The following is a 24,006-nucleotide window of genomic DNA, read 5'->3' on the forward strand; positions in this document are numbered from 1 at the left end:
CAAACAATCGGGCAATTATAGGGTATTAGGGGGAGATTCCCCCTAACAAGAATTAATATGGTAATGGCTTTTCTAATTGGACTCGGAGTGGCTTTTTCTGTTGGACTCAGATTGGTTGTTTCTGCTGGTCTTAGGCTGGCTGTTTCAAGCGGACTCTAACAACGAATAAAACAATATATGGAAGAACGTGATTGGTCTGATTATAAGTTGGCAAAAGAAGCAAATCTTTCCACTTCAACGGTAACGAATATTTTTAGCAGAAATACAACTCCGACATTGCCAACGCTAGAAGCAATTTGTAGAGCTTTTGGAATTACGTTAGCTCAATTTTTTACAGAGGATGAGGAGCCGTTTGCACTGACAAGTGAACAAAAAGAATTGATTATAAGATGGAACACATTAGGAGCCGACCAGAAAAAATTCCTGTTAGATCTTATAAAAATAATGCAGTGTCGGTAAGTTGTGAAATATATTTTATTTTGAAAATCTATTAAGGCGTTGATTTTCCATGGTTTGCTATAAAAATCCTATTTTACGATGGTAAACCTTGGAAAATTGCGTTCATATCATGCTGTTCAGCAGTATACTCAACAATTCGAGGACAAAAACGTGCATTTAGAGGACAAAAATATGCACAGACATAAAAATCTGTTATAATATATAAAACTTGACTAAAGAGAAGTGTAGGGGTTGAATAGATGATAACAGAAGAAGCATTGGAAAGGCAAGCAAGTATAAGAATTGCAATTATAGATGATGATGAAAATAGTCGTGAGCAGATTAAAACAATTACAGAAAAAACTTTGAGCGAGCAGAACCAGAATTGTTTTGTAAAAACATATGCAAGTGCAATAGATCTTTTGATGGATTTAGAAAATGGAGTGTACTATGGTGCTTTTTTGGTGGATGTAGAGATGCCAAAAATGACAGGACTTGAGCTGGCCAGAAAGATACAAAAGTATTATGCGGATGCAACGATCATATTTGTTACGGATTATGTTCAGTATTCGCCGGGAGCATTCGAAGTAAACGCATTTCGCTATATAATGAAAAGAGATTTGCATGAGAAACTGCCGATGGCGTTAAAAAAAATGATTCCTAGATTAGAGAATAAAGCCACAGGGTGTTATATTATCAGGCGCTACCTGGATGCAGAGGTATTATTGTATCGCGAAATTTTCTATATAAAAAAAGAAGGAAAGAACGTGGTGTTTTGCCATACTCACGGAGAGAGTTCTGAAAGAAAATCGTTAATAAAGATAGCAGAAGAATTGCCACAGGGGCAATTCGTTGAAGTATCTAGAGGTTATCTGGTGAATGCGTCCTATGTTATGGCCTTGAAAAATAAAGAACTTATTATGCGAAATGGAGATAGAATACCAGTCGCAAGAGGAAGTGTTGAAAAAATTTTAGAAGGGATTGCTGCATATTGGAATTCGGAAAAATAATTATTTATTGCTTACAAGCAATAGAGTTTTGGCTTGGATTTTGCTTATTATTTCCAGAGATGCTCAGTAGAGACAAAAGCGATTTCAGGAAAAAACGTATTATAATAATATCAATAATTGTTTCTGGTGTCTATGCTTATAATGGAAGTTCTGTAAGTTGGATTTCAGTTGTAATGACTTTGCTTTTTCCAATTATTATAGGAATATTGTTTGCAATGTTGTGTAAAAAATATACACTTATAACTATGGTTTGGACATTAAGTTATCTTATTTTTGTTAATTTACTGAAATTGGCAGTGTTGCTTTGGGAGGGGATAGAAAACCAGAAAAATATTATAAATGTCAATCGATTTGGTTCTGATATTTGGATTATGTTAACAGAATTAGTGTTGAATGCATTACTGTTAGTATCTGTTTATTGGGTAAAGAGAGAAAAAATTTCAATTCGCCGTTTGTGTAAACAGTGTTGGTGGGTGTTACTTTTGGCTGACATTGTAGAGTATAAATTAATAAATTATGTTATGGAAAACTGCGTACAGGAAATACAAAAGCCCTACTTAGTAATAAATTTTTGCGGTGTATTACTCATTATATTAGGTCTGTTTACTATGCTGATTTTAAATATGGTTTTTCAGATTAAATCAGAGAGAAATCTGCTAATAGTAAGTCAGAATATGCAGAATAATTATCAAATGCAGCTCCAGAAACAATATGAGGAAATGGCAAAGAAAAGCCATGATATTCAACACGAGAGGAATTATATTATACAATGTCTGAACGAGGGGCAGTTAGAGTCAATTAGATTATTTCTGGAAGAAAAAATGGGAATGAGTTTTACAGGAACAGAAATATGGACGGGACATACGTATATAGATTTTCTTATTTCAACAAAGAAAAAAGAGATGGATTTGAAGCATATTTTATTGCGATTATACAGTGATTTTATGAGCCTTCCAATGAGCGAAAGTGATTTTGGGATTGTGCTGGGGAATTTGCTGGATAATGCCATAGAGGCGGCAGAAAAATGTGAAGTAGACAAGCGGTGGATTCAGATGGATTTGATCGGTAAAGGCTGTACATTTCAGTTGAAAGTAAAGAATGCAAGCATGGAGTTACCGCAAAGGAGAGGAGAGCAGTTTTGCACAACAAAGAAGGAGAAGCAGGGGCATGGATGGGGGTTAAAAAATGTAGAAGAAATTGTGCGAAAATGGAAGGGAACAATAAAGTATACTTATACGGAGGAGACATTCGAAGTACTTATTTTACTCTATGTTTTAAATTAGGAAAATCCCAATAGGATTTTGATAAATAAGATATGTGACTGAGAAAATTAAAGTAGTAAATAGGGTCAAAGGAATTTAAAATACAAGAATTGAGTAAAGACGAGAAGAGAGTTTTGTTGGATAAAGTCTGTTTTACACCGGATGATGAAAGTTTTAGTTATACATGGGTTTACATGCCAAAGACTAATGTAGATATGAAAGTTTATAATGCACAGAAAATAAAAGACTTTATAATAAGAAATATACCTATGATTGGTTTTACATTTGGTACGGAATGTAAAACATATGAATTGTTTGCTGAAATAAAAAAATATATACACATTTAGGAGGAGCAGATTATGTCAGAACATTATGTGGATGTTTTCGATGAAAACTATCAATGGAAGGGAGTAGCTCTTAAGTCCGAAGCGCATAATCAAGGCTTATGGCATAGAGTCTTTTCATGTTTAATAGTGGATAGTACAACTAGAAGCGTATTTTTTCAGAAAAAACAACCATTTTGCTATTCATTTGAACGTCCAGATTATATAGATGTATCAGTTGGGGGACATTACATTGCTGGAGAAAAAATTGAAGAAGGGATTAGGGAGTTTAAAGAAGAAACAGGAATCGAAATTCAATATTCTGATTTAATAAATTTGGGCATCAGAAGATCGGTTTTTTCTATAGGAGATTATAAGTGCTTTGAATATCAGCATATGCATTTGTATGACCTAAAAGGCGAAAGACCGGGATTTAATGGTGATATGAAAGAGATAAAGGCATTTGTTGAAGTAAATGTCGATCAAGCAATTTCTTTATTGTTAAAGGATAGTTATGAAATTGATGCAATACAGTATTATAAGAATGAAATCGCTGTATATAAAATGACATATAATGAGATTGATCCGGCATATATGACAGGTGATAAGTTAATGTTACGGTTATTAATTGCTGCGTTACGTTATATGCAGGGAGAGGATAAGCGACTGATTTTTTTGTAAATCAAATGTCAGGATTAAAATTATGGGAAAACATACAATTATGGTTATTTTTGGAACGCGTCCAGAAGCAATTAAGATGTGTCCTTTAATAATAGAATTAAAAAAGCATTTAGAACTTAATGTTATTGTATGTGTTACTGGTCAGCATCGTGAACTTTTAGATCAGTTTTGGTGTACCTACAATTGGCCTAGACATTGGGACAAAAGAAGCTATGAGAGAATTGATTCAAAGAATCAATCGTGAACGAGGAGTGACCATTATCCTTACCAGTCATGATTTAAAAGATGTGGAGAATATCTGTCAGAGAATTATTGTGATTGATGACGGTCGAGTGGTATGTGATAAAGGAATTCAAAGTCTGGCAAAGGAATATTCGATGGATCGAGGGCTTTTGCTTACACTGTCAGAGACGCAGCAGGGGCTTCTTGAAAAAGTGAGAAGTCTGGATGGGATTTCCTATGCAGTAATGGAGGAAGTCACAGGATACACCACGAACTACTCGAGTGACTGGAGTGACTGGAGAATTGATGAAGGTTTAGCCATGCAAGTGAAGTACATGACGATTACATACAACGGTATCGTTAAGAACCATGTACCAGTCACTTTAGTCAAATTCCTCAGAGATACACAATCTCCACAACAAGCACAGTAGATGGAATGAATGCAGACCTGAAATTCACTGTAACAGGAATGGACTGTACACAGAAATGATGGATTGCTTTTGTGACAATGCCGTCTTGCGGGAACGGTATGTGTTTCAAGACATAGCCAGTCTGTATTGACTATATAGAAAGAATACCTCTAAAAAAAGTCCTGTAAAGGGATATAGAGTTAATTTGCACTTTTTTACATGAGAAATTAATCAGAAACAATATGAGAAATGTGATAACAAGATTGCAATAAGTTAGAGCTGCTCATGGATAGTTCATGAAACAACCCTGGACCTTTGTGATAATCTCTTGAATAGTTCCTTGAAATACGTTATACTGGATATAAATATTGCCCTGTATCAAAACAGGTTCTGCAGTATTTTACATTCAACACATATCTGAGGTGATAAACAATGATTTTTGATAAAACTTCTAATCTGAACCTTTATGCATCCCTCATTCCCCATCTGGATGAAATTCTGGAATTTGCCCGTACAGCCTCTCAGAAGCCTGTAGGGACTTATCCCTATCCCGGAGGAAGGATCATGATCCAGGAGGGGGAAACCAGTCCTCTGGCAGAAAAAGACTTTGAGTCTCACAAAAACTATCTTGATCTTCAGTGGATCCTGAATGGTAAAGAAGTGATGGAATATGCCAATATCCACGACCTCACAGAAACCGTTCCTTATGATCCGGAGAAGGATATTCAATTCTGGGAAGGAAAGGGCTGCCTGATGGAAGTCCCGGCAGATACTTTTTATCTGGTATATCCGGAAGACGCCCATAAGCCCTGTTGTCATATGAATGAAAAGACTGCATACCGGAAAATCGTCGTCAAGATTCCGGTGTGATAATTAGGGAGGAATTTCATGATTTTACCACGCAAAAAGCTTCTTTCTCTGATGCTTGCCAGTTCTCTGCTTTCGGCTTCTGTCAGCGGCACCGTTTCTTTTGCCGCTGAGACAGCTGATCCGGGAACGGCAGTCACTCTGATCCAGCTTATGCCATCTGTCCCTACTCAGCAGGGGCGTTTTGTGACGACTTCCAAAGGTGTAATGTTTCGTCTGCAGTCCGGCGGTTATCTGAAAAACTGCTGGGCGAGGATCAATGGTCAGATTTATCGTTTTGATAAAAATGGCTATCGAAAGACCGGCTGGTTTTCCTGGCAGGGAAAAAAATACTATCTGAGAAAAAATGGTGCGCTTGGATCTAATCTCTGGGTACGCAGTGGTTCCCAGAAAATGTACGTTCAGGAAGACGGCACCAGAGCCACCGGTTTTGTCCAGTATAAGAAGTATACCTATTACTTCAATTCCTATGGCTATATGGTCCGCGGTTTCCGCAGCATTGACGGAAAGCTTTATTTTTTCCATAAAAATGGTACCATGGCAACCGGATGGCGGTGTTTCCCGCAGAAAACTTACTATTTTACTTCTGATGGTTCGGCAGCTACCGGATGGAAAAAGATCGGTGGTTCCTGGTATTATTTTTCTTCCAGAGGTGTTATGGTGACCAATCGCTGGGTGAATGGAAATTATCTCGGTGAAGACGGAAAAAGGACAACCGGAATTACTGAGGAAACCCGTTACAAAATTTTCTGCGGAGATTCCCGTACAAAACAGCTCAGAAATGCTGTGGCTTCCTCTGAGAACGGATATGTGGCCAAATACGGACAGGGATATAACTGGTTTTCAAATGAGGGACTTACAGAGTTGAAAGAACTTCTTCGTATGCACCCACAGGCTGATGTCGTTTTGAATTTTGGAGTAAACGATCTCTACAATATTTCCAGATACATCCAGCTGTACCAACAGCTTATGACAACCTATCCGCAGGCACGTTTTTATATCATGTCTGTCAATCCGGTGGAAGATGACAAATATCCGGTTCTTGTCCAGCATAAAAAGAGCACAAAACTGGTAAAAATCTTTAACAGCCGGATGAAAGCAGCTTTTCCATATCGTTATATCGATGCCTACAATTATCTGACGACTTCCGGTTTCGAGACTCTGGATGGCTGCCATTACACAGATGTCACTTACCTGAAGATTTATCAGTATGTTTTAAAGGAGCTTCAGAAAAAAGGCAGCAATCCATAAATTGTCATTCTGTTTTGCAGAAGAAAAGGAGATTATATCATGGGAGATCTTTATTTAGCCAGCGAAAAACGGTATGAGAAAATGACCTACAACCGGGTTGGAAAAAGCGGTCTGAAATTTCCTGCCGTTTCTCTTGGATTCTGGCATAATTTTGGAAGCAAAGACAACTATGACAATATGAAAGCAATGTGTAGAAAGGCCTTTGATCTTGGTATCACACAGTTCGACCTTGCCAACAATTATGGACCAGTCTATGGAAGTGCAGAAGAGAATGCCGGACGGATCCTGCAGGAAGACTTCCGTCCTTACCGGGATGAACTGGTAATTACCTCTAAGGCCGGTTATGACATGTGGCCGGGGCCCTATGGCGACTGGGGAAGCAAAAAATATCTGACTGCAAGCATTGACCAGAGCCTTTCCCGCCTTCAGCTGGAATATGTTGATATTTTCTATCATCACCGCATGGATCCGGAAACTCCACTGGAAGAAACCATGGAAGCTCTGGCATCTATCGTCCACAGCGGCAAAGCCCTCTATGCAGGTATCTCTAATTACAATGAAGAATATACCAGAAAAGCCGCTGCTATTATGAAAGAACTTCACTGTCCACTGATCGTCAACCAGCGCCGTTATTCTATTTTTGACCGTACCATCGAAGAAGATGGTGTTAAGAAAGGATGCAAGGAGATCGGCATGGGTATCATTGCCTTCAGTCCACTGGCTCAAGGGCTCCTGACGGACAAATACCTGCACGGAATCCCGTCCGACAGCCGGATTGCGAGAGACCACCGCTTCCTGAAAGAATCCGCACTGACACCGGAGCGCCTTCATCAGATCGATGAACTGAACCATCTGGCCTTGGAAAGAGGTCAGACACTTGCACAGATGGCTCTTTCCTGGATCCTGAAGGATGACGAAGTTGCTTCCGTTCTCATCGGCGCTTCCCGTCCGGAACAGATAGAAGAGAACATCTCCATTGTGGACCATCTGGATTTTACAGAGGAAGAAATCCGGAAAATTGATGAGATCAGCCTGAAATAACATTACCCTTACAGATGCTAAAAATCGTCGTTTTTACCATCTCTCCAGATTCTGGCGAGGTCGTAGAAGCGACGATTTTTCTATCCAAAAATGTGGATGACTACATCTCTGTAGTCCATTAAAACCCACTTCGCTGAAGAATATCTTCTGAACCGTCATATAGTTTACATAATTTACTTATGTAAACTATATGAAAAATTTAGGAAATATCACTTTCACAGACAAAACAAGGCATGTATCTGTCTCATCGATACATGCCTTGTTGACCTTCTGGTCAATGCAGAAACCGGAAAACTCCAATGACCTTCCCAAGAATCTGTACCTCATCTGTAATGATCGGATCCATCGCATCATTCTGCGGCTGAAGCCGATAATGTCCGTTCTCTTTATAAAAAGTCTTAACGGTTGCTGAATCATCCAGAAGAGCAACCACAATCTCACCATTCTCAGCAGTATTTTTCTGTTCGATCAGAAGATGATCCCCATTAAAAATCCCGGCATTGATCATACTTTCACCTTTTACTGTAAGCATAAAAGTAGGATTCTTCGGAACATATTCGGCTGGAATCGGAAAATAGCTGTCTACATTTTCTGTAGCCAGAATTGGTTCACCGGCAGCGACACGACCTACCATAGGAACATTTACCAGTTCCCGGCGGACCATATTGAAATTCTCATCCAGAATCTCAATCGCGCGAGGTTTGGTCGGATCCCGGCGGATATAACCGTTTTTCTCAAGTGTTTCCAGATGTGCATGAACAGAAGAGGTAGATTTGAGATTAACTGCTTCACAAATCTCACGTACTGCCGGCGGAAATCCGCGGTTCATGATCTGGTCTTTGATATATTCCAGGATTTCTTCCTGTTTTTTTGTGATTTTTCCATATGCCATAACTGAATACCTCCGGAAATTCAACGGATCTGTTTTTGATCCTTTCAAATGCTGTGCATTTTGTTAATTAGAAAAATTATATCATGTCCTCTCTGAAATTGCAAACAAATATTCGACAGTTTTTATCCGAAAATATGTTCGTTTTTCTGTTGACAAACATTTGTTCGTGTATTATAATTGTTTTCATCAAGCAAACAGATGTTCGCATTCAGGGAGGTTATGATATGAACGAAAGGAAAAATCAAAAACACCGTAAAACAAGAATCAGAAGATATACCTGTCTTTCCATTCTTTTGTTTGTTCTTTGTCTTACAGGGATCACTTACAGTAAGATGACTGTGGAGGCGACACAGAAAAAAGCGCAGGGACCTTATAAATACTATACAGAGGTACGAGTACAGCGCGGAGATACCTTATGGGGAATTGCAAATGAATATATAGATGACCGCGTATATGATTCTCTTGATGCGTATATCAATGAGATCCGGGAGATCAATTCCATCAGCTATAACCGTATTTATAACGGTCAGCAGCTGATTGTTCCGTATTACTCTGATACACTGCGTTAAATATCTTTCTGCCGGCAGAAAACACTCCTTTTTGCCGGCAGTTTTCTTTTTCTACTTGCCTGTTTTTTCAGAAATGCTATAATGAGATTATTCAGACACAAATGGATTGAGCGAGTGCAAAGAAAGCATTTATAAGCAGATGACAGAAGATAAGGCACATTGCTGATAAACGCTTTCCAGACAGTAAACAACAGCAGAAAGGACTTCTTGTATATGCGCAGAGAAAAATTCAAAATGGAACGTCCGAATCTGGTCCAGCCAGGTGATCATGTGGAGATCACAGAGATCCAGACGAATATGAATTACAGTTATATCATTGAACCGGCTGTGGCCATGTCCGGATGTTTCAAAGCTCCGGAACGGCTGAAATCCAGAGAAGGAACCATCATCAGTGTAGATAATACACCAAGAGGCTTCATTGTGACTGCAGAATTTGATGAATGAATAATCAATGGGGAACTTTTCCCCGGAAAGGCAGAAGATAACGTTATGAAAACTATTTTTAAAGCAGAAAGTACTGTATTGTTTCAAGGAGATTCCATCACCGACTGGGGACGTGACGGCGGTTTACTGATGGATATGTTTCCGGAAGGAGGCGGTGCTCTGGGAAAAGGCTATGCTTACAGAGCTGCCAAAATTTATGAATTGTTATTTCCGAATCATCCGGTAAAATTTATAAACAGAGGCGTTTCCGGCGACAGATGCCAGAATCTGCTGGAAAGATATCAGAAGGATATTCTGGAAGTACATCCGGATTATCTGTCCATCATGATCGGAATCAATGACACCTGGAGAAGGTATGATTCCAACGATATTACTTCAAAAGAACAGTTTGAAGCGAATCTGACCGAACTTCTGGAGAAGATCAAAAAAGACCTTCCGGATACAAAGCTTATGCTTATCGAACCATTTTTGGTTCCAACAGATCCGGAAAAAGAAGTTTTCTGGGAAGATCTCGGCCCCAAGATTGAAGTTACACGCCACCTTGCCAGAAAATATGCAGATGTATATCTGCCGATGAACGGAATCCTGACCAATTGCCTGATCGAGAAAGTGCCGACAGAAGATCTGAGTTATGATGGCGTGCATCTTTCTGATCCCGGCTGTGCAATTATGGCCAGAGAATATCTGAAAGCATGGGCATCCATAGAAGCATAAAATCTGATTCCAATCCAAATGGAAATTTTTTATCCTGAAAGCCATCAAACATAAGACAGTAGAAAATTGGTAAATCTCCACAGATCTATTTGAAAAACATGTGTTTGTCGTATAGATCTATGGGGTACTCTTTTCCAGATCAGAAAGGATTTTTTATATGCCTGAGCGAATCACTTACCACGACGAACAAGATGTGGAAAACACCTTAAAGCTTCGTGATGTTTTAAAAACACTTCCCGGATTTTGCCGGGATTATTTCCGTGCCATGGAACCGACTACTTCTACCAAAACCAGAATCTCTTACGCATATGATATCCGTGTTTTTTTTCGTTTCCTGAAAGAACGAAATCCATCCCTGCGTACCATGGATATCCGGGATTTCCCGGTATCTGTTCTGGATCAGCTGGAGGCTGTGGACATCGAGGAATATCAGGAATATCTGAAGGTCTATGAGGCTTCTGACTGCGAAAAACAGATTACCAACGGGGAACGTGGGCTGAAAAGAAAAATGTCGGCTCTCCGGAGCTTCTATACCTACTATTACAAACGTCAGGTAATTTCCAGTAATCCGACTCTTCTGGTCGATATGCCGAAAATCCACGAAAAATCCATCATCCGTCTGGAAGCCAATGAAACAGCCTCTCTCCTGGATTATATCGAACATGGAGGCGATGAACTTACCGGTCAGCGGAAAATGTACTATGAAAAGACAAAAGCCCGGGATCTGGCTATTGTGACCCTTCTCCTTGGAACCGGTATCCGTGTTTCTGAATGCGTGGGGCTTGACATTCAGGATATTGATTTTGACAACAACGGGATCCGTATCGTACGAAAAGGCGGCAATGAAACCATTGTTTATTTTGGTGACGAGGTTGCGGATGCCTTGAAGGCTTACCTTCCGGTACGGGCTGCCATCACTCCTGTCGCCGGTCATGAGAACGCTCTCTTCTATTCTACCCAACGCCGCCGAATAGGTGTTCAGGCTATAGAAAATATGGTAAAAAAATATGCCCGTGCGATCACGACGACCAAAAAAATCACACCGCATAAGCTTCGCAGTACCTATGGCACAAGCCTTTACCGCGAAACCGGTGATATCTATCTGGTAGCCGAGGTGCTCGGACACAAAGACGTCAATACGACCCGTAAACATTATGCTGCCATGGGCGAAGACCGCCGACGTCAGGCTGCTTCCGCCGTTCATCTGCGGAAAGATTGATCAGATCACAGTTCCAGTATCTCCCGGATCAGTTCCATGTGAGGATGATCGAGATCTGCCTGGAAAATATCAATACCATTTAAATTAGCGCATCTTTCGGTAAATGCCGGGAAAAGAAAGCCACATTCCGGTCTTCCTGGTTCATAATCGCCGTGTACAGGGCAAATAGCACAGATTATGAACTGATAGACCTCTTCGGATTCCCACTGGCTTTCTTTGTCCATTCCCTTTCTTGGGACATCGTAGCTTCCGTGGAAGAAATAGACGGCATAGGGGCCATGGCTTTTGTAGATCCCGCCGATCTTCTCATAAAACACATCCAGAAGCGCATCATTCTTCAATCCACAGCTTTTCAGAGCCATGAGAAGCTGCCAGACGCTTCCCGGTTTCTGGTCATTTTCCGTGAATGTGTACTCTCTCAGATTCTTGTTTGTATCTGCAAAAGGAATCTCTTTTGCAATCGCCAGATTTTCCGCCTGCTCGTTGAGCTTCAGCTTCAGAAAATGGCGGTTAAACGTGGCATCCACATAACCCTCCTCATCCATATAAGCTCCCGCGATCCGGTCAAAACAGTTTCTTTTTACCGTCATTCGTCTGGTAAGCTCCAGCATATCTTCCCGGTTGATCTTACGCATCGTTTCCTCCTTCTGTAACATTTGAACGCAGATAAGTGGTTTTATTTTTTTGAAAACGTTTTCCTATTTTCTTCAGATAAAAAACGGTCAAAATCGTTCTTTCCTATATAGTGAAGTGAGAAAAAGCCTGTCACTGAACTTCTGTCAGCAACAGGCTTCTTACTCATAGGTTTTTCTGTCTCGCCAATGATGTCAATTTTTTGTCTCGTCACTTGATGTCATTATTTCTGTCTCGTCATATGATGTCGTTTTATCTCAAATCCAAAAAGTCTTGCTGTGCAGGCACAAACAGCCTTTTGAACTTTCGATCATGATATCTAATATTATGCTACAGCAAATTTCTGGACTGTTTTATTGAAATCCTGATTCTCTCCATGGCACTGAACCACAAGAATATTACCAGTCCCCAGGCTGATCACTCCTAACAGTGACTTTGCGTCTACAATAGCACGACCATTCGCCAAATCAATATCGAAATCACATTTTTCAGCTGCCTGTACCAGCTCAGTGGCATCTTCCACTGCATTTAATTTAATCTTAGTCTGAGCCATAAAAATGGAACCTTCCTTTCCCAGATTGCAGATGTTTTCTGCGTTTTTCTTCTGACTGATCATACTATACACTGCTCGCTTTTATTTGTCAACAAAAATGAAAATCTCGGTTTTCCATTGAAAAATCGTGATTTTTTATTGATTTTTACTTGCTATACAAAAGATTTTCCTTGTTTTTTCGGTAGTATGCCAGTACTTTTGAAAAGAGGGCTTTTCTATGAAAACGTTTCCAAAGCTTTTTACAAAAAACTTTCAAAAAATTTGTATAAGAGTTACGTAAAAAACGCCGGAAGCAAACTCCGGCGTTTTCCTGGTCAAGCGGATATTCGCAATCCGCTTCGCTACTTGCTCATAACCGAATGCTGCTTTGCAGCTTATCAGGAGTGGCTTGCACCACTCCTAATACAAGCAAGTCCCCTGCTTATTGCTTTGCACAATTGAAGCAGGGGACTTGCTTGATTCGGTTAACCTATGCAAAAGTATTTTCATCAAGAATGATGGTGAAAGGTCCATCATTACAGAGTTCCACTTTCATCTCTGCTCCGAATACTCCATGTTCGACTACCGGAACACTCTCTCTGCAATGCTTCAGCATATATTCATAGAGCTTCTCAGCTTCAGCAGGGGGGCCTGCTTCTGTAAAGCTTGGCCGGTTTCCATGACGGCAGTTTGCGTAAAGTGTAAACTGCGATACCAGAAGGATTTCTCCATCTACGTCCTTCAAAGAAAGATTTGTCTTTCCATTTTCGTCTTCAAAAATCCGAAGACCAAGCATTTTTTTCAGATACTTGTCAGCGATCGCTTCATCATCCGAAGCACCTATTCCTACAAAAACCAGAAAACCCTTTTTGATCTTTCCGACAACTTCCTGATCTACCGTGACGGATGCACGGGTCACTCTCTGTATTACTAGTCTCATTTCTTACTGGCAGCCGCTTCCTTGATCGCAACAAAGTTCAGGATTGCCTCTACAGAACCCTCAATGCCACAGGCACTGCTGTCTATGCAGAGCTGATAGCTGGCTGCATCTCCCCATTTCTTATTAGAATAATAGTTATAGTAGCTGGCACGTTTTTTATCTGTTTTCAGAATGGAATCCTTTGCCTTGGAATCCGTCAGATCATATTTGGCTGCAATACGACGGATACGGCTTTCAAGCGGTGCATGAACAAAGACAGACACCAGATTCGGATTTTCAGCCAGTGCATAATCTGCACAACGTCCAACCATGACACAAGGACCTTCTTTAGCGATTTCCTTGATGGCGTTAAACTGAGCCAGAAAAACTTTATGATTGATCGGCATATCTGCAAAAGCAGAAGACGAATAACCCATGGAATAGGTATCCATTACCAGAGAATACAAGAAACTGTTCGTCGGGCGCTCATCGTGATTTTCAAAAATCTCCTGACACATACCGCTGTCTTTCGCTGCGCGGTCAAGAAGCTCACTGTCATAACATTTGATCCCGAGTCTTTCTGCTACTTTCTCACCGATCTCTCTTCCGCCACTTCCATACTGTCTTCCGATTGTAATAATTGATTTTGCCATACACAACACGTCCTTTCCTGATTCACTCAAAACGATATGGCAAGCCATTTACAACCTACCACAAAGAATGAATTCTTCTTTTGTGAATAGTATAGCATGAAAACAAAAAAATGTACATTTATTTTGGTAATTTTTTCAAAAGTTTTTCAAAATATTCTGGCAATGGTGCTGAGAATTCCATATATTCTCCCGTTGCAGGGTGATCAAAGCCCAAGATCATGGCATGCAGAGTCTGGCCTTCCAGATGGAACGGATTTTCTTTCGGACCATAGACTTCATCTCCCAAAAGCGGATGATGCATACTGGAAAAATGAACACGGATCTGATGTGTCCGCCCGGTCTCCAGCTGACACTCCACATAGGTATAATTACGAAATCGTTCCAATACCCGGTAATGCGTCACCGCTTCCTTTCCGTTCTTATAATTAATGGCCATTTTTTTTCGTTCTACCGGATGGCGGCCAATCGGAGCGTTGATCGTCCCTTCCTCTTCTTTCAAATTTCCATATACGATAGCCCGGTATCTTCTGGTAATGGAATGTACCTTCAGCTGTTCAGCGATTGAACGGTGGGCAATGTCGTTTTTACATACCAGAAGGGAACCTGTGGTATCCCGGTCGATCCGATGGACGATCCCGGGCCGCAGAACACCATTAATACCGGAAAGACTGTTTCCACAATGATACAGCAGAGCATTGACCAGTGTCCCGCTGTAATGACCTGCTCCGGGATGAACAACCATTCCCTTCGGCTTATTGACGACAAGAACATCACTGTCCTCATAAAGAATATCCAATGGAATATCTTCCGGAAGAATATCCGGTTCCATGGCCGGAGGGATCCGGATCTCAATCTCATCCTTCTCACGAAGGCGGTAGTTCGCTTTCAGAGGTCTCCCGTTTAACGTTACCATGCCTTCTTTTAAAAGTTTCTGAATATAAGAACGGGAGAGCTCTGAAAGCTCTCCTGACAAAAACTTATCGATCCGTTCACCGGCTTTTTCCGCACTGATTTCATACGTAAATTCGTCCATTTGTCCTCCCTGTCATTTTTTTCTGGAAAGGCAGGAAAACTCCTCCTCTCCCGTAATCAGATATAAAATGGCAAATAATGCCACTCCCACAGTTACATATATATCTGCCACGTTAAACACCGGAAAATCAATCAGTGAAAAGTAAAAAAAATCAATGACATAGCCCAGACGCAGACGGTCAATGAGATTTCCGATCCCTCCGGCTGCGATCATGGTAAGAGATACCAGGAAGGGAATATATTTCCTTTTTTTAGGAAAACGCCGGAATAAAAATATGGTCAATACAAGAATCAACCCAGTTCCAAAAAGAAACATCCAGCGCATATTTTCAAAAATTCCAAAAGCAGCTCCCCTGTTTTCCAGATAAAGCAGTTCAAAAACACCAGGAATCCATACGATGGCATCCTGATCCTTCAGTTTTTGAACTGCCAATACCTTCGTACACTGATCAATCGCTACAAGCAACAGAAGCGCCGCCAGACATCCCAGGATGTACCGGCGGTCATTTTGTTTATTCTCCATCTTCTTCTCCGTTATCAAGGAAATAATGGACGGCAGAGCGGATCTCATCATCTGTCACTTTGAAATCCACATAAGCATGTCCGATGCTCTTTAAAAGAATGAATTTAATCTGACCATGTTCCATCTTTTTATCGGATTTGGTCGCCTTGACAACCTCGTTCTCGTCCAGGGCATCCAGAAAGATCGGGAGATCAAAGCCAACATTCATATCACGGATTTCAAAAAACTCCTCATTGGTAAGAAGTCCTCTCTTCCAGGAAATGTAGGCGGCACAGAGATAACCGAGAGCAACACACTGACCGTGAAGCATCTGAAAATCCTGAAGCTTTTCAATTGCATGACCTACGGTATGCCCAAGATTCAGAAGAGCCCGTTCCCCTTTTTCTGTCGGATCTTTTTCAACAACTGCTTTTTTGATCTTCATGCTTTCCAGAACCATCGTTCTCAGGACAGCCACCTCGCGATCCTGGATCTCAGACATCTGGTTGATGCACCACTCATAATAGGAAGCGTTTTTGATCAGACCATGCTTTAATACCTCACCCATACCACAGGCAAACTGCTCGGCCGTAAGGGTTTTCAACGTGGAAAGATTTGCATAGACAAGCGCAGGATGATGGAACGCACCTACCATATTCTTGTAGCCGTCAAAGTCCACTCCTGTTTTTCCACCGATACTGCTGTCTACCTGTGCCAGCAGTGTCGTCGGAATCTGGATAAAGTCAATTCCGCGGAGATACGTAGCAGCTGCATAACCGGTAAGATCTCCGGTCACGCCTCCACCAAGAGCAGCCAGAATATCTTTCCGGTCAAAATGAGCTCCGATCAGATGACGATAGAGTTCTCTCACCGTATCCAGCGTTTTGGAAGCTTCTCCAGCCGGGAAAGTAAATACACTTACTTCCGCAAAACTTTTTTCAAGAACCGCTTTTACCGGAGTCAGATACAGGGACGCTACTGTACTGTCTGTCACGATACAGATTTTCCTGTTTTCCGGCTCCAGTACTTTTACGGCTTCTGTTATGCCGTCAAAATTCTCTTCCAGATAAATATCATAAGAAGTTTTCTGCCCTGTTTTTACCGTAAGGGCTTTTTTTATTTCTTCACTCATCTCTATTTTTCCTCGCTTTTACAAATATTTCTCTATTTCGATGACATAACGGCCTTTTTTCGTCTGTCCCTCGAACGACAACAGACGGAAACGGCCGAAGCCGCGAACAGAGATCAGATCGTTCTCCTTTAACTGACAACCATTGGAGGTCACCAGCCTGCCGTTTACAAAGACTTTTCCCTCTTCAATAAGAGAAACCAGGCTGCTCCTGGAGGACTTCAGTGCTACAGATATGACGCTGTCCAGACGTACCGTATTCACAGTTCCACGAAGGCGTTCCGTTCGTTCCGTCACCTGTATCTCATCAGGATCTGCAGGTTCTACCCGAACCGGTGTATGACGTACTCTGGTCAATTCCTGTTGCAGAAAAGGGGCAATCCCTTCTTCACAGAAGAAGATTGCTTCTTTTTCCCCGATCAGGATATCTCCGATCTTTGAACGATCCACACCAAGATTTAAAAGAGCTCCAAGGTAATCCCTATGGCTCAGATCCTCTGCAAACTTCTTCTGAAGAGGACGAATCTTTAATGAAACAACAGGAAAGTCATAATTATAAGAAAGAGCATCAGGAAGAAAGGCTGCTATCTGACGCTCTGCATGTTCATAGCCGCCAAAGAGCCTGTATGAAACATATGCAAACTCTTTTACGCAACTATGAAAAATATTCAGTTCATTAAGATTCATAAAATCGGTAAAGACCACGATCCCTCGCCGGTCGGCTGCGCCGGCCAGATCTTTTAATCTCTTTTTAAACAGTTCTTCTTCCCGATTCATCTTTGTTTCTCCTAGAATCTGGAGGAATGAACAGACGGCACGTCAAAGGAACCGCCTAAGATCTCCTGAATATCACCGGATACATCCACCGTAGACGGAGTGATAATAAAGATATAACCGCTGATCTTCTGAAGAGTGCCATTGATCGCATAGCAGGACCCGGAAGAGAAATCAATGATACGCTGTGCAATATCAAGATCCAGTCCTTCCATATTCAGAACTACCGTACAACCGCCAAGCAATGTTTCTGTGATCTCTCTGGCGTCCTCCATGGACTTTGGCTTGATCACACAGACTTCCATTCCGCTGCTCTTTCTCGGACGGATGGGAGAAACCTTACTGCTGGTCACAGGCTGAGCCTTGAGCTGTCTGGGACGCTCGGAAACGGATGCTTTCGGCGCAACTGTCTTGGCTTTTCTGGCTTCTTTGATCTTGAAGTCATCCTGAAAATCATCATCCTCATCAAAATCGTCATTCTTTTTGAAAAAATGTTTTTTTGCAGGGCGTTCTTCCTCAAATTCGTCATCAATCTCATCATCCAGATAATCATCGTCATCATAATCATCGTTTAGTTTCATGACGTTTAAGAATTTGTCTAATACTCCCATTTCTATCTCCTATCTTTATCCAATCTGATAATTTCTTTCTCCGAAGATTCCGGTCCCTACACGGACCATGGTTGCACCTTCTTCAATGGCTACCTCGTAATCGCCGGTCATTCCCATGCTAAGATGATGCATAGTAACATTATCAATGTTTTTCGCGGCGATGTCAACAGATAATTTTCTCAATTTTACAAAATATTGACGATTTTCTTCAGCATTCTCAACAAAAGGTGCGATCGTCATAAGACCTTCTACACGAATGTTGGACAGTTTTGCAATTTCGCGAATTGCTTTTTCTGTTTCCTCTACCAGAAAGCCTGATTTGCTTTCCTCCTGAGCTACATTGACCTCCACAAGGACCGGCATGATACGGTCATGCTTTTTTGCCTCTGCATTGACCGCTTCTGCAAGACGGATGGAATCAATGGAATGGATCAGCACCGCCCGGTCAATCACATATTTGATCTTATTTGTCTGCAGGTGGCCGATCATATGAAAATGGAGATTTTTCGGGAGCACTTCATATTTATCACGGAGCTCCTGCGGTTTATTTTCTCCAAATTCCACGATTCCGGCTGCCATGATCTCCTCAATCATTTCAACCGGTTTTGTTTTGCTCACAGCAACAAGAAGAACCTCCTCCCGTTTCCGGCCGCTTCTGTCACAGGCCGCCTGGATCCGTTTTTCCACATCGTTCAGATTATCGAGCAGCATACTCATTCTTTACACTTCACTTTCTTATCGTTTAATAATGGATCACAATATCCTCGTCATTGACAGTATCTGCATTCAGGGCAATGTGATCGTACTGGGCCAGTCCAAAGGTAGACCCTGCTTCTACAATGCAATATTCTTCATTTTCATCAATAATGGTGATCTCACGGAATACGGCATACCCCTTGTTTATATTATAAACGCCACTGATGGATTCCGTCTCCTGGATCGTGTATGTTTTCTGGCTGTTCTGTTTGCGAAGCTCATCGCCTTTCTGGAAACTGGAACAGTCCACAAGAAAACCATCCTCTGTTTTATCGTACACAGTAACTGTTTTTGTTTTTACAGACTCTGTTCCGTTTTTATCCACCACCGGACACAACACACTGATCTCAGAGGGTGTACTGGTCGTTTCCCGGTCATAAACGGCAAACTCCTCAGGAATCTTGTAGAAACTTTTTATAGCAATAGCAGAATTTGGAATCTTCAGGCCGGTCTTCCGATTCAGTACAAGTTCAATATCAACATAACGTTCCGATGCGTAAAGACTCATACATTTATCCATAGACAGGATCCCGATATACGAATTTCCCACTTTCTGGATCTGAAGTCCTGCATAAAAGATCGTGTCATCTTTTAAAAAGCGAAATTTTACACTGTTGTTTGCAGCCAGCTCTGTCGCCATTTTCTGATCCAGGAGAATACAGAGATACCAGTTTTCCTCTGTCACCAGTTTGTAGATCGGATCTCCGCTCTTAACATTTTTGTTCATCCGCAGATTCTTTTTTTCATAATTTTTCTGTTCAAAATCGGATGCCGTGAGTGATTCCGGAAGCTTTGATTCAAAACCGTCCGTAGAAAAAACAACGATTCCTTCTGTTGGAGCCGTACAGGCATTGACAATCGAACTTCCGTCTGTTCCGGCTGTTTCCGAGATACCGGCTTCCAGAAGTGTGCTTTCCAGATCACCTTTGAAATTGTAAACTGCCTGGAAATTTTCCTGCTGAAAACCCAAAGAGAAACTTTCCATCTCTTCTTTCAGAATCTTCAGGGAATCTTCATCCAGCGTACTCGTCTGCACAGCAGTGGTATCCTTTTCACTTCCCACACTTACCTTTTCCGGAACAAGAGAGGCGGAAAGGGAACCTTCATTCACCGAACAGACTGCCGTTCCACTTCCTGCTTTGCTTCCTTCTCTGACATAATAGCTGACACTGCCGGCATGATCTGCCGTAACGATCGTTTCTGTCCGGAGCGCAAGTGCATTGTAACGATAGTTACCAGCCAGAGGACCAGCCGTTACTTCATAAGCTGTAATATGATCGGTCGTCACATACATGACAAGACAGATAATCATATATACAAAAATAACACCGAACAGAACCGTTCCAATATTGAGGACCGGGCCATTTCTGTATTTTACGATCTTATTATTCTTTTTCCTGTTCAAAGAACTGTCCTCCTTATCCAAGGTATTTTACCACTTATTCCGCCATCTCACAACCGCTTTTTTGATTTCTTTTCTGACACGTATAAATTTCCAAAAATGGTCAACACTAACATAAAATCATAAGGAGGAATTGATATGAATTCAAAATGGCTTGATTATACGACTCTGACTCTCGTCATCGTCGGTGCTGTCAACTGGGGCCTGGTTGGTTTCTTTAAATTTGATCTGGTTGCTTACCTTTTTGGTTCCTTGTCCCTGCTCTCAAGGATCATCTATGCACTTGTAGGGCTTTCCGGCCTTTACGTTCTCAGCATGTATGGCCGTATCATTGCTGTGGGAGAAGAAGGAGAATAAAAAAATAAAGGCTGCCTTCCTGTTTTGAAGACAGCCTTATCTTTCGGATATGTATTACAATGAAACAATTACTTTTGATTTCGCGCATTCCGGAAGATCGCATTCGTTCATGGATACGCTTAGTACAAAATTCACACCAAAAGTTTCACCGATCTTATCAAGTTTTTCAACAGTAGCGCTGATGTCACAGCCTTCCAGTTTTGAAATCTTTAAGAAGCTGTCCAGGTACATCTGCTCCAGATCGTGATCCTGTGAAAGAATACCACAGATAAATCCGAGAAATTCGTCGCTGTTTCCAATGGGGAATGCGGAGGTATCAATCAAACGGATTTTATTGTTTAATTCATACATATGCTTCGCATTTTTGTCCAGGTAAACGATGCTGCCGTGGGCAGTTTTAATCTCCGTATTTACCTTGTCCAGTAATTGTTTTGTCTTTCCTTTGCCTTTCTCACCTGCGATGATCTGTATCATTGTAATCTCCTCCTTTAGTCTATCGACACAAGTATTATATTGCAATTATACTATATGGTTCTCAAAAATACAACTATTTTTCGTTGATTTTACCTAAAAGTTGATTCATTTCCTGATAGAGGCTTTCTTTGTCAGGTTCTTTCATGATTATCGTCACATAGGGATTGCCATATTTGTTCTTTGAGAGCAGGACCAGACAGGCTCCGGCCTCACTGGTAGTACCTGTTTTGCCGCCCACTACCTCCACATCCTTCGGCGGAACTGCCTCATTGATGAAGTAGTGGTTCGTAGATTCCCAGGTGATATTCCGCTCTTCCCCAGCCGTAGTACTGAAGGAAGCATAATAGGAATGACGGCTGATGATATCACGGAAATCGTCATTTTTCAATGCTTCATGAAAGATCAGGTACATATCGTATACGGTCGTATAATGATTTTCATCCTGAAGACCATGGGGATTCATAAAATGTGTGTTCACAGCTCCCAAAGCGGCAGCTTCCTCATTCATCATGGCAACAAAATTTTCCACTGTACCACCGACATTTTGGGCAACCGTCATAGCGGCATCGTTACCGGAATTGATCATCAGACCAAGCAGCAGCTCCCGAAGGCTTAAGACATCTCCAGGCTGGATCTCACAGACAGAGGAACCTATATCGATATCCTTACATTCCTCTCCCACGGTGATCATCTGATCCAGATTACCATTCTTCAGGGCAACCAGACAGGTCATAACCTTGGTCAGACTGGCTGGATAACGCCGCTCATGAACTGCCTTGGCATAAACGGTCTGATGGTCTGCTTCTGAAAAAATAGCAGCAGAAACGGCATCTACGGAAAGATCCGGAAGAACCACGTCTTCTTCCGGAGCTACACAGAGATCTGATGCAAAGGAAGAAGAAAAATCACCATCAAAGCTGATATTGGTAAGGCCAAAGGCAGGATCTGTCTTATCATAGGCTCTTACCAGATCGATCTCATGACTCTTGAGAAGAAATTCATAACCAAGACCACACAGTAAAAGAACCAGAACTACCAGAAGAGAAACAAATTGAATGATCAGCCGCCGCTGTTTCCGCCTGCGGCTGATCTCCCTCCGGTAAGTACTCCTTCTTTCTCTGGGAATTGTTTTTTCATTTTTATTTGTACATCTCACGCCACTCTAAATCTCCTCTGTCTAATGATTTGATGAGCAATTCTGCCGTTGCCAGGTTTGTAGCCAGAGGAATGTTGTGTGTATCACAGAGGCGGAAAATATCTTTCACGTCCGGCTCAAATTTCTTGGGATTCATAGGATCCCGAAGGAAGATCATAAGGTCGATCCCATTATTTTCAATCTGGGCAGCCATCTGCTGGATCCCGCCCAGATGACCTGCCAGATACCGGTGAACGTTGAGATTGGTAACCTCTTCGATCAGCCGTCCGGTAGTATCTGTGGCATACACGGTATTTTTGCTCAGGATTCCTCTGTATGCAATGCAGAAATTCTGCATTAAAATTTTCTTTGCGTCATGTGCAACTAATCCAATGTTCATGATTTGCTACCCCCTGTTAATATTTTCGTACCTGAAGCCCTACATTCAGAACCAGACCGATTCCGATACAGAAGCTGACAAGAGATGTCAGCCCGTAGCTTACAAAGGGAAGTGTAAGGCCGGTGTTTGGCATCAGGCCAGTCGTAACACAGATGTTGATAAAGCTCTGAAAAAAGATCAAAGCTCCCATTCCGCACCCTACAAGGGTGCCTGGAAGATCTCTTGCATGTCTTCCGATGTTGATACACTCCAAAGCGATCAGAAGCTCCAGGATAATAATGATACAACATCCAAGAAAACCAAGCTCCTCACCGGCCACAGCGAAAATAAAGTCTGTCTGGGATTCGGAAATGAAATTTCCGTTTTTTACTGACGAAACCACATTATTGTCCAGACCTTTTCCGTAAAGCTGTCCGGATCCGATGGCTATGATCGAATTTACCTGCTGTCTGGCAATATCCGGATACTCCTCCGGTTTCAGCCACGCCAGGATACGATTTGCCTGATAGCCCTGGAGAACCTGCTGATCCGGCGACAGGATCAGACTCATAAGGAGAACCGCCAACGGAACACACGCCACTATTATACCACCAACAATTTTATAACTCAATCCTGATACAAAAAACATTGCACAAAAAAGTAATACAAATACGATGGTCGTGGAAAGATCCGGTTCCTTCAAAAGCAGGGCTGTCGGAGCTGCCACAAGAAGCAGTGCGATCAGGATCGTTTTGAAGCGGCTGATATCTTCTTCATGTTTTGAAAAAAACTTGGCAAAAAATGCGATCATCAGGATTTTTACCACATCGGAAGGCTGAAACTGCAGGACTCCTCCCACACGAATCCAACGTGTTGCACCACCCACATTTTCACCGGCAAGCAGCACGGCGGCAAGAAGTCCGATACCCACAAAATAAGAAAGCCAGTAAAAATCCAAAACCCAGCTGTAGTCGATCAGTGAAGTGATCACCATAACCACCAGTCCCAGGATCAGTCCTGCGATCTGTTTTGTCTGCACACTCTCTTTTGCACTTCCGATCACCAGGATTCCTATGACAGAAAGTGCGATCACCCATATGATCAGTCGAAAATTATAATCCTTTAATCTGTATTGTCTTAGCATGTTTCACACCCTGTTCTTCTTTGGTCGTTATTTCCAGGTGTATTGTCATCCTGGTTCTGTCAATTTCCAGATATTTTTCCATAACGGATAAAATCTCCTGTTTCATCAGTTCCACCATCTCCGGTGTACAGTTCAGTCTGTCTGCCAGAAGCACGGTTGACAGTCTGTCTTTTGCAACACTGCAGGATTGATCCTTGTGCATGAAACTGAATTTTTTCATAAAAGCCTCCG

The 24,006-nt window shown here is 41.7% G+C and carries 31 protein-coding genes and 1 pseudogene; 14 read left to right on the plus strand and 18 right to left on the minus strand.

Going from position 1 to position 24,006, the window contains the following annotated elements; genetic code table 11:
* Positions 1-165: 165 nt before the first annotated feature.
* The 9 genes from DXA57_RS03970 to DXA57_RS04015 all read left to right on the plus strand — a co-directional run bounded on the left by DXA57_RS03970 (position 166) and on the right by DXA57_RS04015 (position 7,505).
* Positions 166-459, plus strand: a complete 294-nt coding sequence (locus tag DXA57_RS03970) for a helix-turn-helix domain-containing protein (RefSeq protein ID WP_278309132.1) — start codon at positions 166-168, stop codon at positions 457-459.
* A 239-nt stretch (positions 460-698) separates the two neighbouring features.
* Complete coding sequence (locus DXA57_RS03975; protein ID WP_117764835.1) at positions 699-1,448, plus strand: LytR/AlgR family response regulator transcription factor; 750 nt, start codon at positions 699-701, stop codon at positions 1,446-1,448.
* Positions 1,430-2,731, plus strand: coding sequence for a GHKL domain-containing protein (locus DXA57_RS03980; protein WP_117764837.1), 1,302 nt, complete (start codon positions 1,430-1,432; stop codon positions 2,729-2,731). Before DXA57_RS03975 ends, DXA57_RS03980 begins: the two co-directional genes overlap by 19 nt.
* Positions 2,732-3,069: 338 nt before the next feature.
* Complete coding sequence (locus DXA57_RS03990; RefSeq protein WP_117764841.1) at positions 3,070-3,714, plus strand: NUDIX hydrolase; 645 nt, start codon at positions 3,070-3,072, stop codon at positions 3,712-3,714.
* Positions 3,715-3,736: 22 nt separating this feature from the next.
* Positions 3,737-3,958 carry a hypothetical protein gene (locus DXA57_RS17695; RefSeq protein ID WP_330423188.1) on the plus strand — a complete coding sequence of 74 codons (222 nt, stop codon included), beginning with the start codon at positions 3,737-3,739 and terminating at the stop codon, positions 3,956-3,958.
* Positions 3,927-4,367, plus strand: a complete 441-nt coding sequence (locus DXA57_RS04000) for a hypothetical protein (RefSeq protein WP_147345652.1) — start codon at positions 3,927-3,929, stop codon at positions 4,365-4,367. Before DXA57_RS17695 ends, DXA57_RS04000 begins: the two co-directional genes overlap by 32 nt.
* Before the next feature lie 411 nt (positions 4,368-4,778).
* Entirely contained in the window at positions 4,779-5,216 is a 438-nt protein-coding gene (locus DXA57_RS04005; protein WP_117764845.1) for a YhcH/YjgK/YiaL family protein, read from the plus strand.
* Positions 5,217-5,234: 18 nt separating this feature from the next.
* On the plus strand, positions 5,235-6,464 hold the full coding sequence (locus DXA57_RS04010) for an SGNH/GDSL hydrolase family protein (protein ID WP_117764847.1): 1,230 nt from the start codon (positions 5,235-5,237) through the stop codon (positions 6,462-6,464).
* Between the two features lie 39 nt (positions 6,465-6,503).
* Positions 6,504-7,505 carry an aldo/keto reductase gene (locus DXA57_RS04015; RefSeq protein ID WP_117764849.1) on the plus strand — a complete coding sequence of 334 codons (1,002 nt, stop codon included), beginning with the start codon at positions 6,504-6,506 and terminating at the stop codon, positions 7,503-7,505.
* A gap of 83 nt (positions 7,506-7,588) precedes the next feature.
* Here DXA57_RS04015 and DXA57_RS17785 read toward each other — a convergent pair.
* A pseudogene (locus tag DXA57_RS17785) lies at positions 7,589-7,648 on the minus strand (RsfS/YbeB/iojap family protein); the annotation flags it as partial.
* A 131-nt stretch (positions 7,649-7,779) separates the two neighbouring features.
* Complete coding sequence (gene lexA, locus DXA57_RS04020) at positions 7,780-8,397, minus strand: transcriptional repressor LexA (RefSeq protein WP_117764851.1); 618 nt, start codon at positions 8,395-8,397, stop codon at positions 7,780-7,782.
* A gap of 224 nt (positions 8,398-8,621) precedes the next feature.
* Between lexA and DXA57_RS04025 the strand changes: the two genes are divergently transcribed.
* The 4 genes from DXA57_RS04025 (at position 8,622) to DXA57_RS04040 (ending at position 11,343) form a co-directional block, all read left to right on the plus strand.
* On the plus strand, positions 8,622-8,966 hold the full coding sequence (locus DXA57_RS04025; RefSeq protein WP_158571228.1) for a LysM peptidoglycan-binding domain-containing protein: 345 nt from the start codon (positions 8,622-8,624) through the stop codon (positions 8,964-8,966).
* Between the two features lie 213 nt (positions 8,967-9,179).
* Complete coding sequence (locus DXA57_RS04030) at positions 9,180-9,410, plus strand: hypothetical protein (RefSeq protein ID WP_117764974.1); 231 nt, start codon at positions 9,180-9,182, stop codon at positions 9,408-9,410.
* Positions 9,411-9,455: 45 nt separating this feature from the next.
* Positions 9,456-10,124, plus strand: coding sequence for an SGNH/GDSL hydrolase family protein (locus DXA57_RS04035; protein ID WP_117764855.1), 669 nt, complete (start codon positions 9,456-9,458; stop codon positions 10,122-10,124).
* Between the two features lie 157 nt (positions 10,125-10,281).
* Positions 10,282-11,343, plus strand: a complete 1,062-nt coding sequence (locus tag DXA57_RS04040) for a tyrosine-type recombinase/integrase (RefSeq protein WP_117764857.1) — start codon at positions 10,282-10,284, stop codon at positions 11,341-11,343.
* A 5-nt stretch (positions 11,344-11,348) separates the two neighbouring features.
* Here the strand turns inward: DXA57_RS04040 and DXA57_RS04045 are convergent, their stop codons facing one another.
* The 11 genes from DXA57_RS04045 to DXA57_RS04095 form a co-directional block, all read right to left on the minus strand.
* Positions 11,349-11,978: a DUF4317 family protein gene (locus DXA57_RS04045; protein ID WP_117764859.1), complete on the minus strand. Its 630-nt coding sequence runs from the start codon at positions 11,976-11,978 to the stop codon at positions 11,349-11,351.
* Between the two features lie 323 nt (positions 11,979-12,301).
* The gene (locus DXA57_RS04050) at positions 12,302-12,592 is read right to left on the minus strand and encodes an HPr family phosphocarrier protein (RefSeq protein WP_243005706.1); all 291 of its coding nucleotides are present in this window, start codon (positions 12,590-12,592) and stop codon (positions 12,302-12,304) included.
* A 406-nt stretch (positions 12,593-12,998) separates the two neighbouring features.
* A complete protein-coding gene (gene dtd / locus DXA57_RS04055) occupies positions 12,999-13,448 on the minus strand; it encodes a D-aminoacyl-tRNA deacylase (protein ID WP_117764861.1) in 450 nt (149 codons plus the stop codon).
* On the minus strand, positions 13,445-14,080 hold the full coding sequence (locus DXA57_RS04060) for a cytidylate kinase-like family protein (RefSeq protein WP_117764863.1): 636 nt from the start codon (positions 14,078-14,080) through the stop codon (positions 13,445-13,447). Before DXA57_RS04060 ends, dtd begins: the two co-directional genes overlap by 4 nt.
* A gap of 118 nt (positions 14,081-14,198) precedes the next feature.
* Positions 14,199-15,113, minus strand: a complete 915-nt coding sequence (locus DXA57_RS04065) for an RluA family pseudouridine synthase (protein ID WP_117764865.1) — start codon at positions 15,111-15,113, stop codon at positions 14,199-14,201.
* A 12-nt stretch (positions 15,114-15,125) separates the two neighbouring features.
* Positions 15,126-15,635: a signal peptidase II gene (gene lspA, locus DXA57_RS04070; protein WP_117764867.1), complete on the minus strand. Its 510-nt coding sequence runs from the start codon at positions 15,633-15,635 to the stop codon at positions 15,126-15,128.
* Complete coding sequence (gene aroB / locus DXA57_RS04075) at positions 15,625-16,746, minus strand: 3-dehydroquinate synthase (RefSeq protein ID WP_117764869.1); 1,122 nt, start codon at positions 16,744-16,746, stop codon at positions 15,625-15,627. Before aroB ends, lspA begins: the two co-directional genes overlap by 11 nt.
* A gap of 18 nt (positions 16,747-16,764) precedes the next feature.
* A complete protein-coding gene (locus DXA57_RS04080; protein ID WP_117764871.1) occupies positions 16,765-17,520 on the minus strand; it encodes a YlmH family RNA-binding protein in 756 nt (251 codons plus the stop codon).
* 11 nt (positions 17,521-17,531) lie between these two features.
* Positions 17,532-18,128: a cell division protein SepF gene (locus DXA57_RS04085; protein WP_117764873.1), complete on the minus strand. Its 597-nt coding sequence runs from the start codon at positions 18,126-18,128 to the stop codon at positions 17,532-17,534.
* Positions 18,129-18,143: 15 nt separating this feature from the next.
* On the minus strand, positions 18,144-18,839 hold the full coding sequence (locus tag DXA57_RS04090) for a YggS family pyridoxal phosphate-dependent enzyme (RefSeq protein WP_117764978.1): 696 nt from the start codon (positions 18,837-18,839) through the stop codon (positions 18,144-18,146).
* Positions 18,840-18,870: 31 nt separating this feature from the next.
* Entirely contained in the window at positions 18,871-20,289 is a 1,419-nt protein-coding gene (locus DXA57_RS04095; RefSeq protein WP_117764875.1) for an HlyD family efflux transporter periplasmic adaptor subunit, read from the minus strand.
* A gap of 135 nt (positions 20,290-20,424) precedes the next feature.
* Between DXA57_RS04095 and DXA57_RS04100 the strand changes: the two genes are divergently transcribed.
* Complete coding sequence (locus tag DXA57_RS04100) at positions 20,425-20,643, plus strand: DUF378 domain-containing protein (protein WP_117764877.1); 219 nt, start codon at positions 20,425-20,427, stop codon at positions 20,641-20,643.
* A 54-nt stretch (positions 20,644-20,697) separates the two neighbouring features.
* Here DXA57_RS04100 and DXA57_RS04105 read toward each other — a convergent pair whose 3' ends face one another.
* The 5 genes from DXA57_RS04105 to minE all read right to left on the minus strand — a co-directional run bounded on the left by DXA57_RS04105 (position 20,698) and on the right by minE (position 23,995).
* Positions 20,698-21,117, minus strand: a complete 420-nt coding sequence (locus tag DXA57_RS04105) for a twitching motility protein PilT (protein ID WP_117764879.1) — start codon at positions 21,115-21,117, stop codon at positions 20,698-20,700.
* A 73-nt stretch (positions 21,118-21,190) separates the two neighbouring features.
* Complete coding sequence (locus DXA57_RS04110) at positions 21,191-22,273, minus strand: D-alanyl-D-alanine carboxypeptidase family protein (protein ID WP_243005707.1); 1,083 nt, start codon at positions 22,271-22,273, stop codon at positions 21,191-21,193.
* Positions 22,257-22,652 carry a methylglyoxal synthase gene (locus DXA57_RS04115; protein WP_117764881.1) on the minus strand — a complete coding sequence of 132 codons (396 nt, stop codon included), beginning with the start codon at positions 22,650-22,652 and terminating at the stop codon, positions 22,257-22,259. The genes DXA57_RS04110 and DXA57_RS04115 overlap by 17 nt, the downstream gene beginning before the upstream one ends.
* 16 nt (positions 22,653-22,668) lie before the next feature.
* A complete protein-coding gene (locus DXA57_RS04120) occupies positions 22,669-23,775 on the minus strand; it encodes an FtsW/RodA/SpoVE family cell cycle protein (RefSeq protein WP_117764883.1) in 1,107 nt (368 codons plus the stop codon).
* Complete coding sequence (gene minE / locus DXA57_RS04125; protein WP_117764885.1) at positions 23,744-23,995, minus strand: cell division topological specificity factor MinE; 252 nt, start codon at positions 23,993-23,995, stop codon at positions 23,744-23,746. The genes DXA57_RS04120 and minE overlap by 32 nt, the downstream gene beginning before the upstream one ends.
* Positions 23,996-24,006: the final 11 nt, after the last annotated feature.

The organism is Blautia sp. OF03-15BH (assembly GCF_003463065.1).
Taxonomy (GTDB): Bacteria; Bacillota; Clostridia; order Lachnospirales; family Lachnospiraceae; genus Limivivens.

Coding starts and splice junctions, on each gene's coding strand:
- DXA57_RS04120 (WP_117764883.1), bottom strand. CDS start 23,775: ATGCTAAGACAATACAGATTAAAGGATTATAATTTTCGACTGATCATA.
- DXA57_RS04040 (WP_117764857.1), top strand. CDS start 10,282: ATGCCTGAGCGAATCACTTACCACGACGAACAAGATGTGGAAAACACC.
- DXA57_RS04015 (WP_117764849.1), top strand. CDS start 6,504: ATGGGAGATCTTTATTTAGCCAGCGAAAAACGGTATGAGAAAATGACC.
- DXA57_RS03990 (WP_117764841.1), top strand. CDS start 3,070: ATGTCAGAACATTATGTGGATGTTTTCGATGAAAACTATCAATGGAAG.
- DXA57_RS04035 (WP_117764855.1), top strand. CDS start 9,456: ATGAAAACTATTTTTAAAGCAGAAAGTACTGTATTGTTTCAAGGAGAT.
- DXA57_RS04050 (WP_243005706.1), bottom strand. CDS start 12,592: ATGATCAGTCAGAAGAAAAACGCAGAAAACATCTGCAATCTGGGAAAG.
- DXA57_RS04065 (WP_117764865.1), bottom strand. CDS start 15,113: ATGGACGAATTTACGTATGAAATCAGTGCGGAAAAAGCCGGTGAACGG.
- minE (WP_117764885.1), bottom strand. CDS start 23,995: ATGAAAAAATTCAGTTTCATGCACAAGGATCAATCCTGCAGTGTTGCA.
- DXA57_RS04105 (WP_117764879.1), bottom strand. CDS start 21,117: ATGATACAGATCATCGCAGGTGAGAAAGGCAAAGGAAAGACAAAACAA.
- DXA57_RS04060 (WP_117764863.1), bottom strand. CDS start 14,080: ATGGCAAAATCAATTATTACAATCGGAAGACAGTATGGAAGTGGCGGA.
- DXA57_RS04100 (WP_117764877.1), top strand. CDS start 20,425: ATGAATTCAAAATGGCTTGATTATACGACTCTGACTCTCGTCATCGTC.
- DXA57_RS04025 (WP_158571228.1), top strand. CDS start 8,622: ATGAACGAAAGGAAAAATCAAAAACACCGTAAAACAAGAATCAGAAGA.
- DXA57_RS04090 (WP_117764978.1), bottom strand. CDS start 18,839: ATGCTGCTCGATAATCTGAACGATGTGGAAAAACGGATCCAGGCGGCC.
- DXA57_RS04000 (WP_147345652.1), top strand. CDS start 3,927: ATGAGAGAATTGATTCAAAGAATCAATCGTGAACGAGGAGTGACCATT.
- DXA57_RS04115 (WP_117764881.1), bottom strand. CDS start 22,652: ATGAACATTGGATTAGTTGCACATGACGCAAAGAAAATTTTAATGCAG.
- lexA (WP_117764851.1), bottom strand. CDS start 8,397: ATGGCATATGGAAAAATCACAAAAAAACAGGAAGAAATCCTGGAATAT.
- aroB (WP_117764869.1), bottom strand. CDS start 16,746: ATGAGTGAAGAAATAAAAAAAGCCCTTACGGTAAAAACAGGGCAGAAA.
- DXA57_RS04030 (WP_117764974.1), top strand. CDS start 9,180: ATGCGCAGAGAAAAATTCAAAATGGAACGTCCGAATCTGGTCCAGCCA.
- DXA57_RS04045 (WP_117764859.1), bottom strand. CDS start 11,978: ATGCGTAAGATCAACCGGGAAGATATGCTGGAGCTTACCAGACGAATG.
- lspA (WP_117764867.1), bottom strand. CDS start 15,635: ATGGAGAATAAACAAAATGACCGCCGGTACATCCTGGGATGTCTGGCG.
- DXA57_RS04080 (WP_117764871.1), bottom strand. CDS start 17,520: ATGAATCGGGAAGAAGAACTGTTTAAAAAGAGATTAAAAGATCTGGCC.
- DXA57_RS17695 (WP_330423188.1), top strand. CDS start 3,737: ATGGGAAAACATACAATTATGGTTATTTTTGGAACGCGTCCAGAAGCA.
- DXA57_RS03975 (WP_117764835.1), top strand. CDS start 699: ATGATAACAGAAGAAGCATTGGAAAGGCAAGCAAGTATAAGAATTGCA.
- DXA57_RS04085 (WP_117764873.1), bottom strand. CDS start 18,128: ATGGGAGTATTAGACAAATTCTTAAACGTCATGAAACTAAACGATGAT.
- DXA57_RS04010 (WP_117764847.1), top strand. CDS start 5,235: ATGATTTTACCACGCAAAAAGCTTCTTTCTCTGATGCTTGCCAGTTCT.
- DXA57_RS04005 (WP_117764845.1), top strand. CDS start 4,779: ATGATTTTTGATAAAACTTCTAATCTGAACCTTTATGCATCCCTCATT.
- dtd (WP_117764861.1), bottom strand. CDS start 13,448: ATGAGACTAGTAATACAGAGAGTGACCCGTGCATCCGTCACGGTAGAT.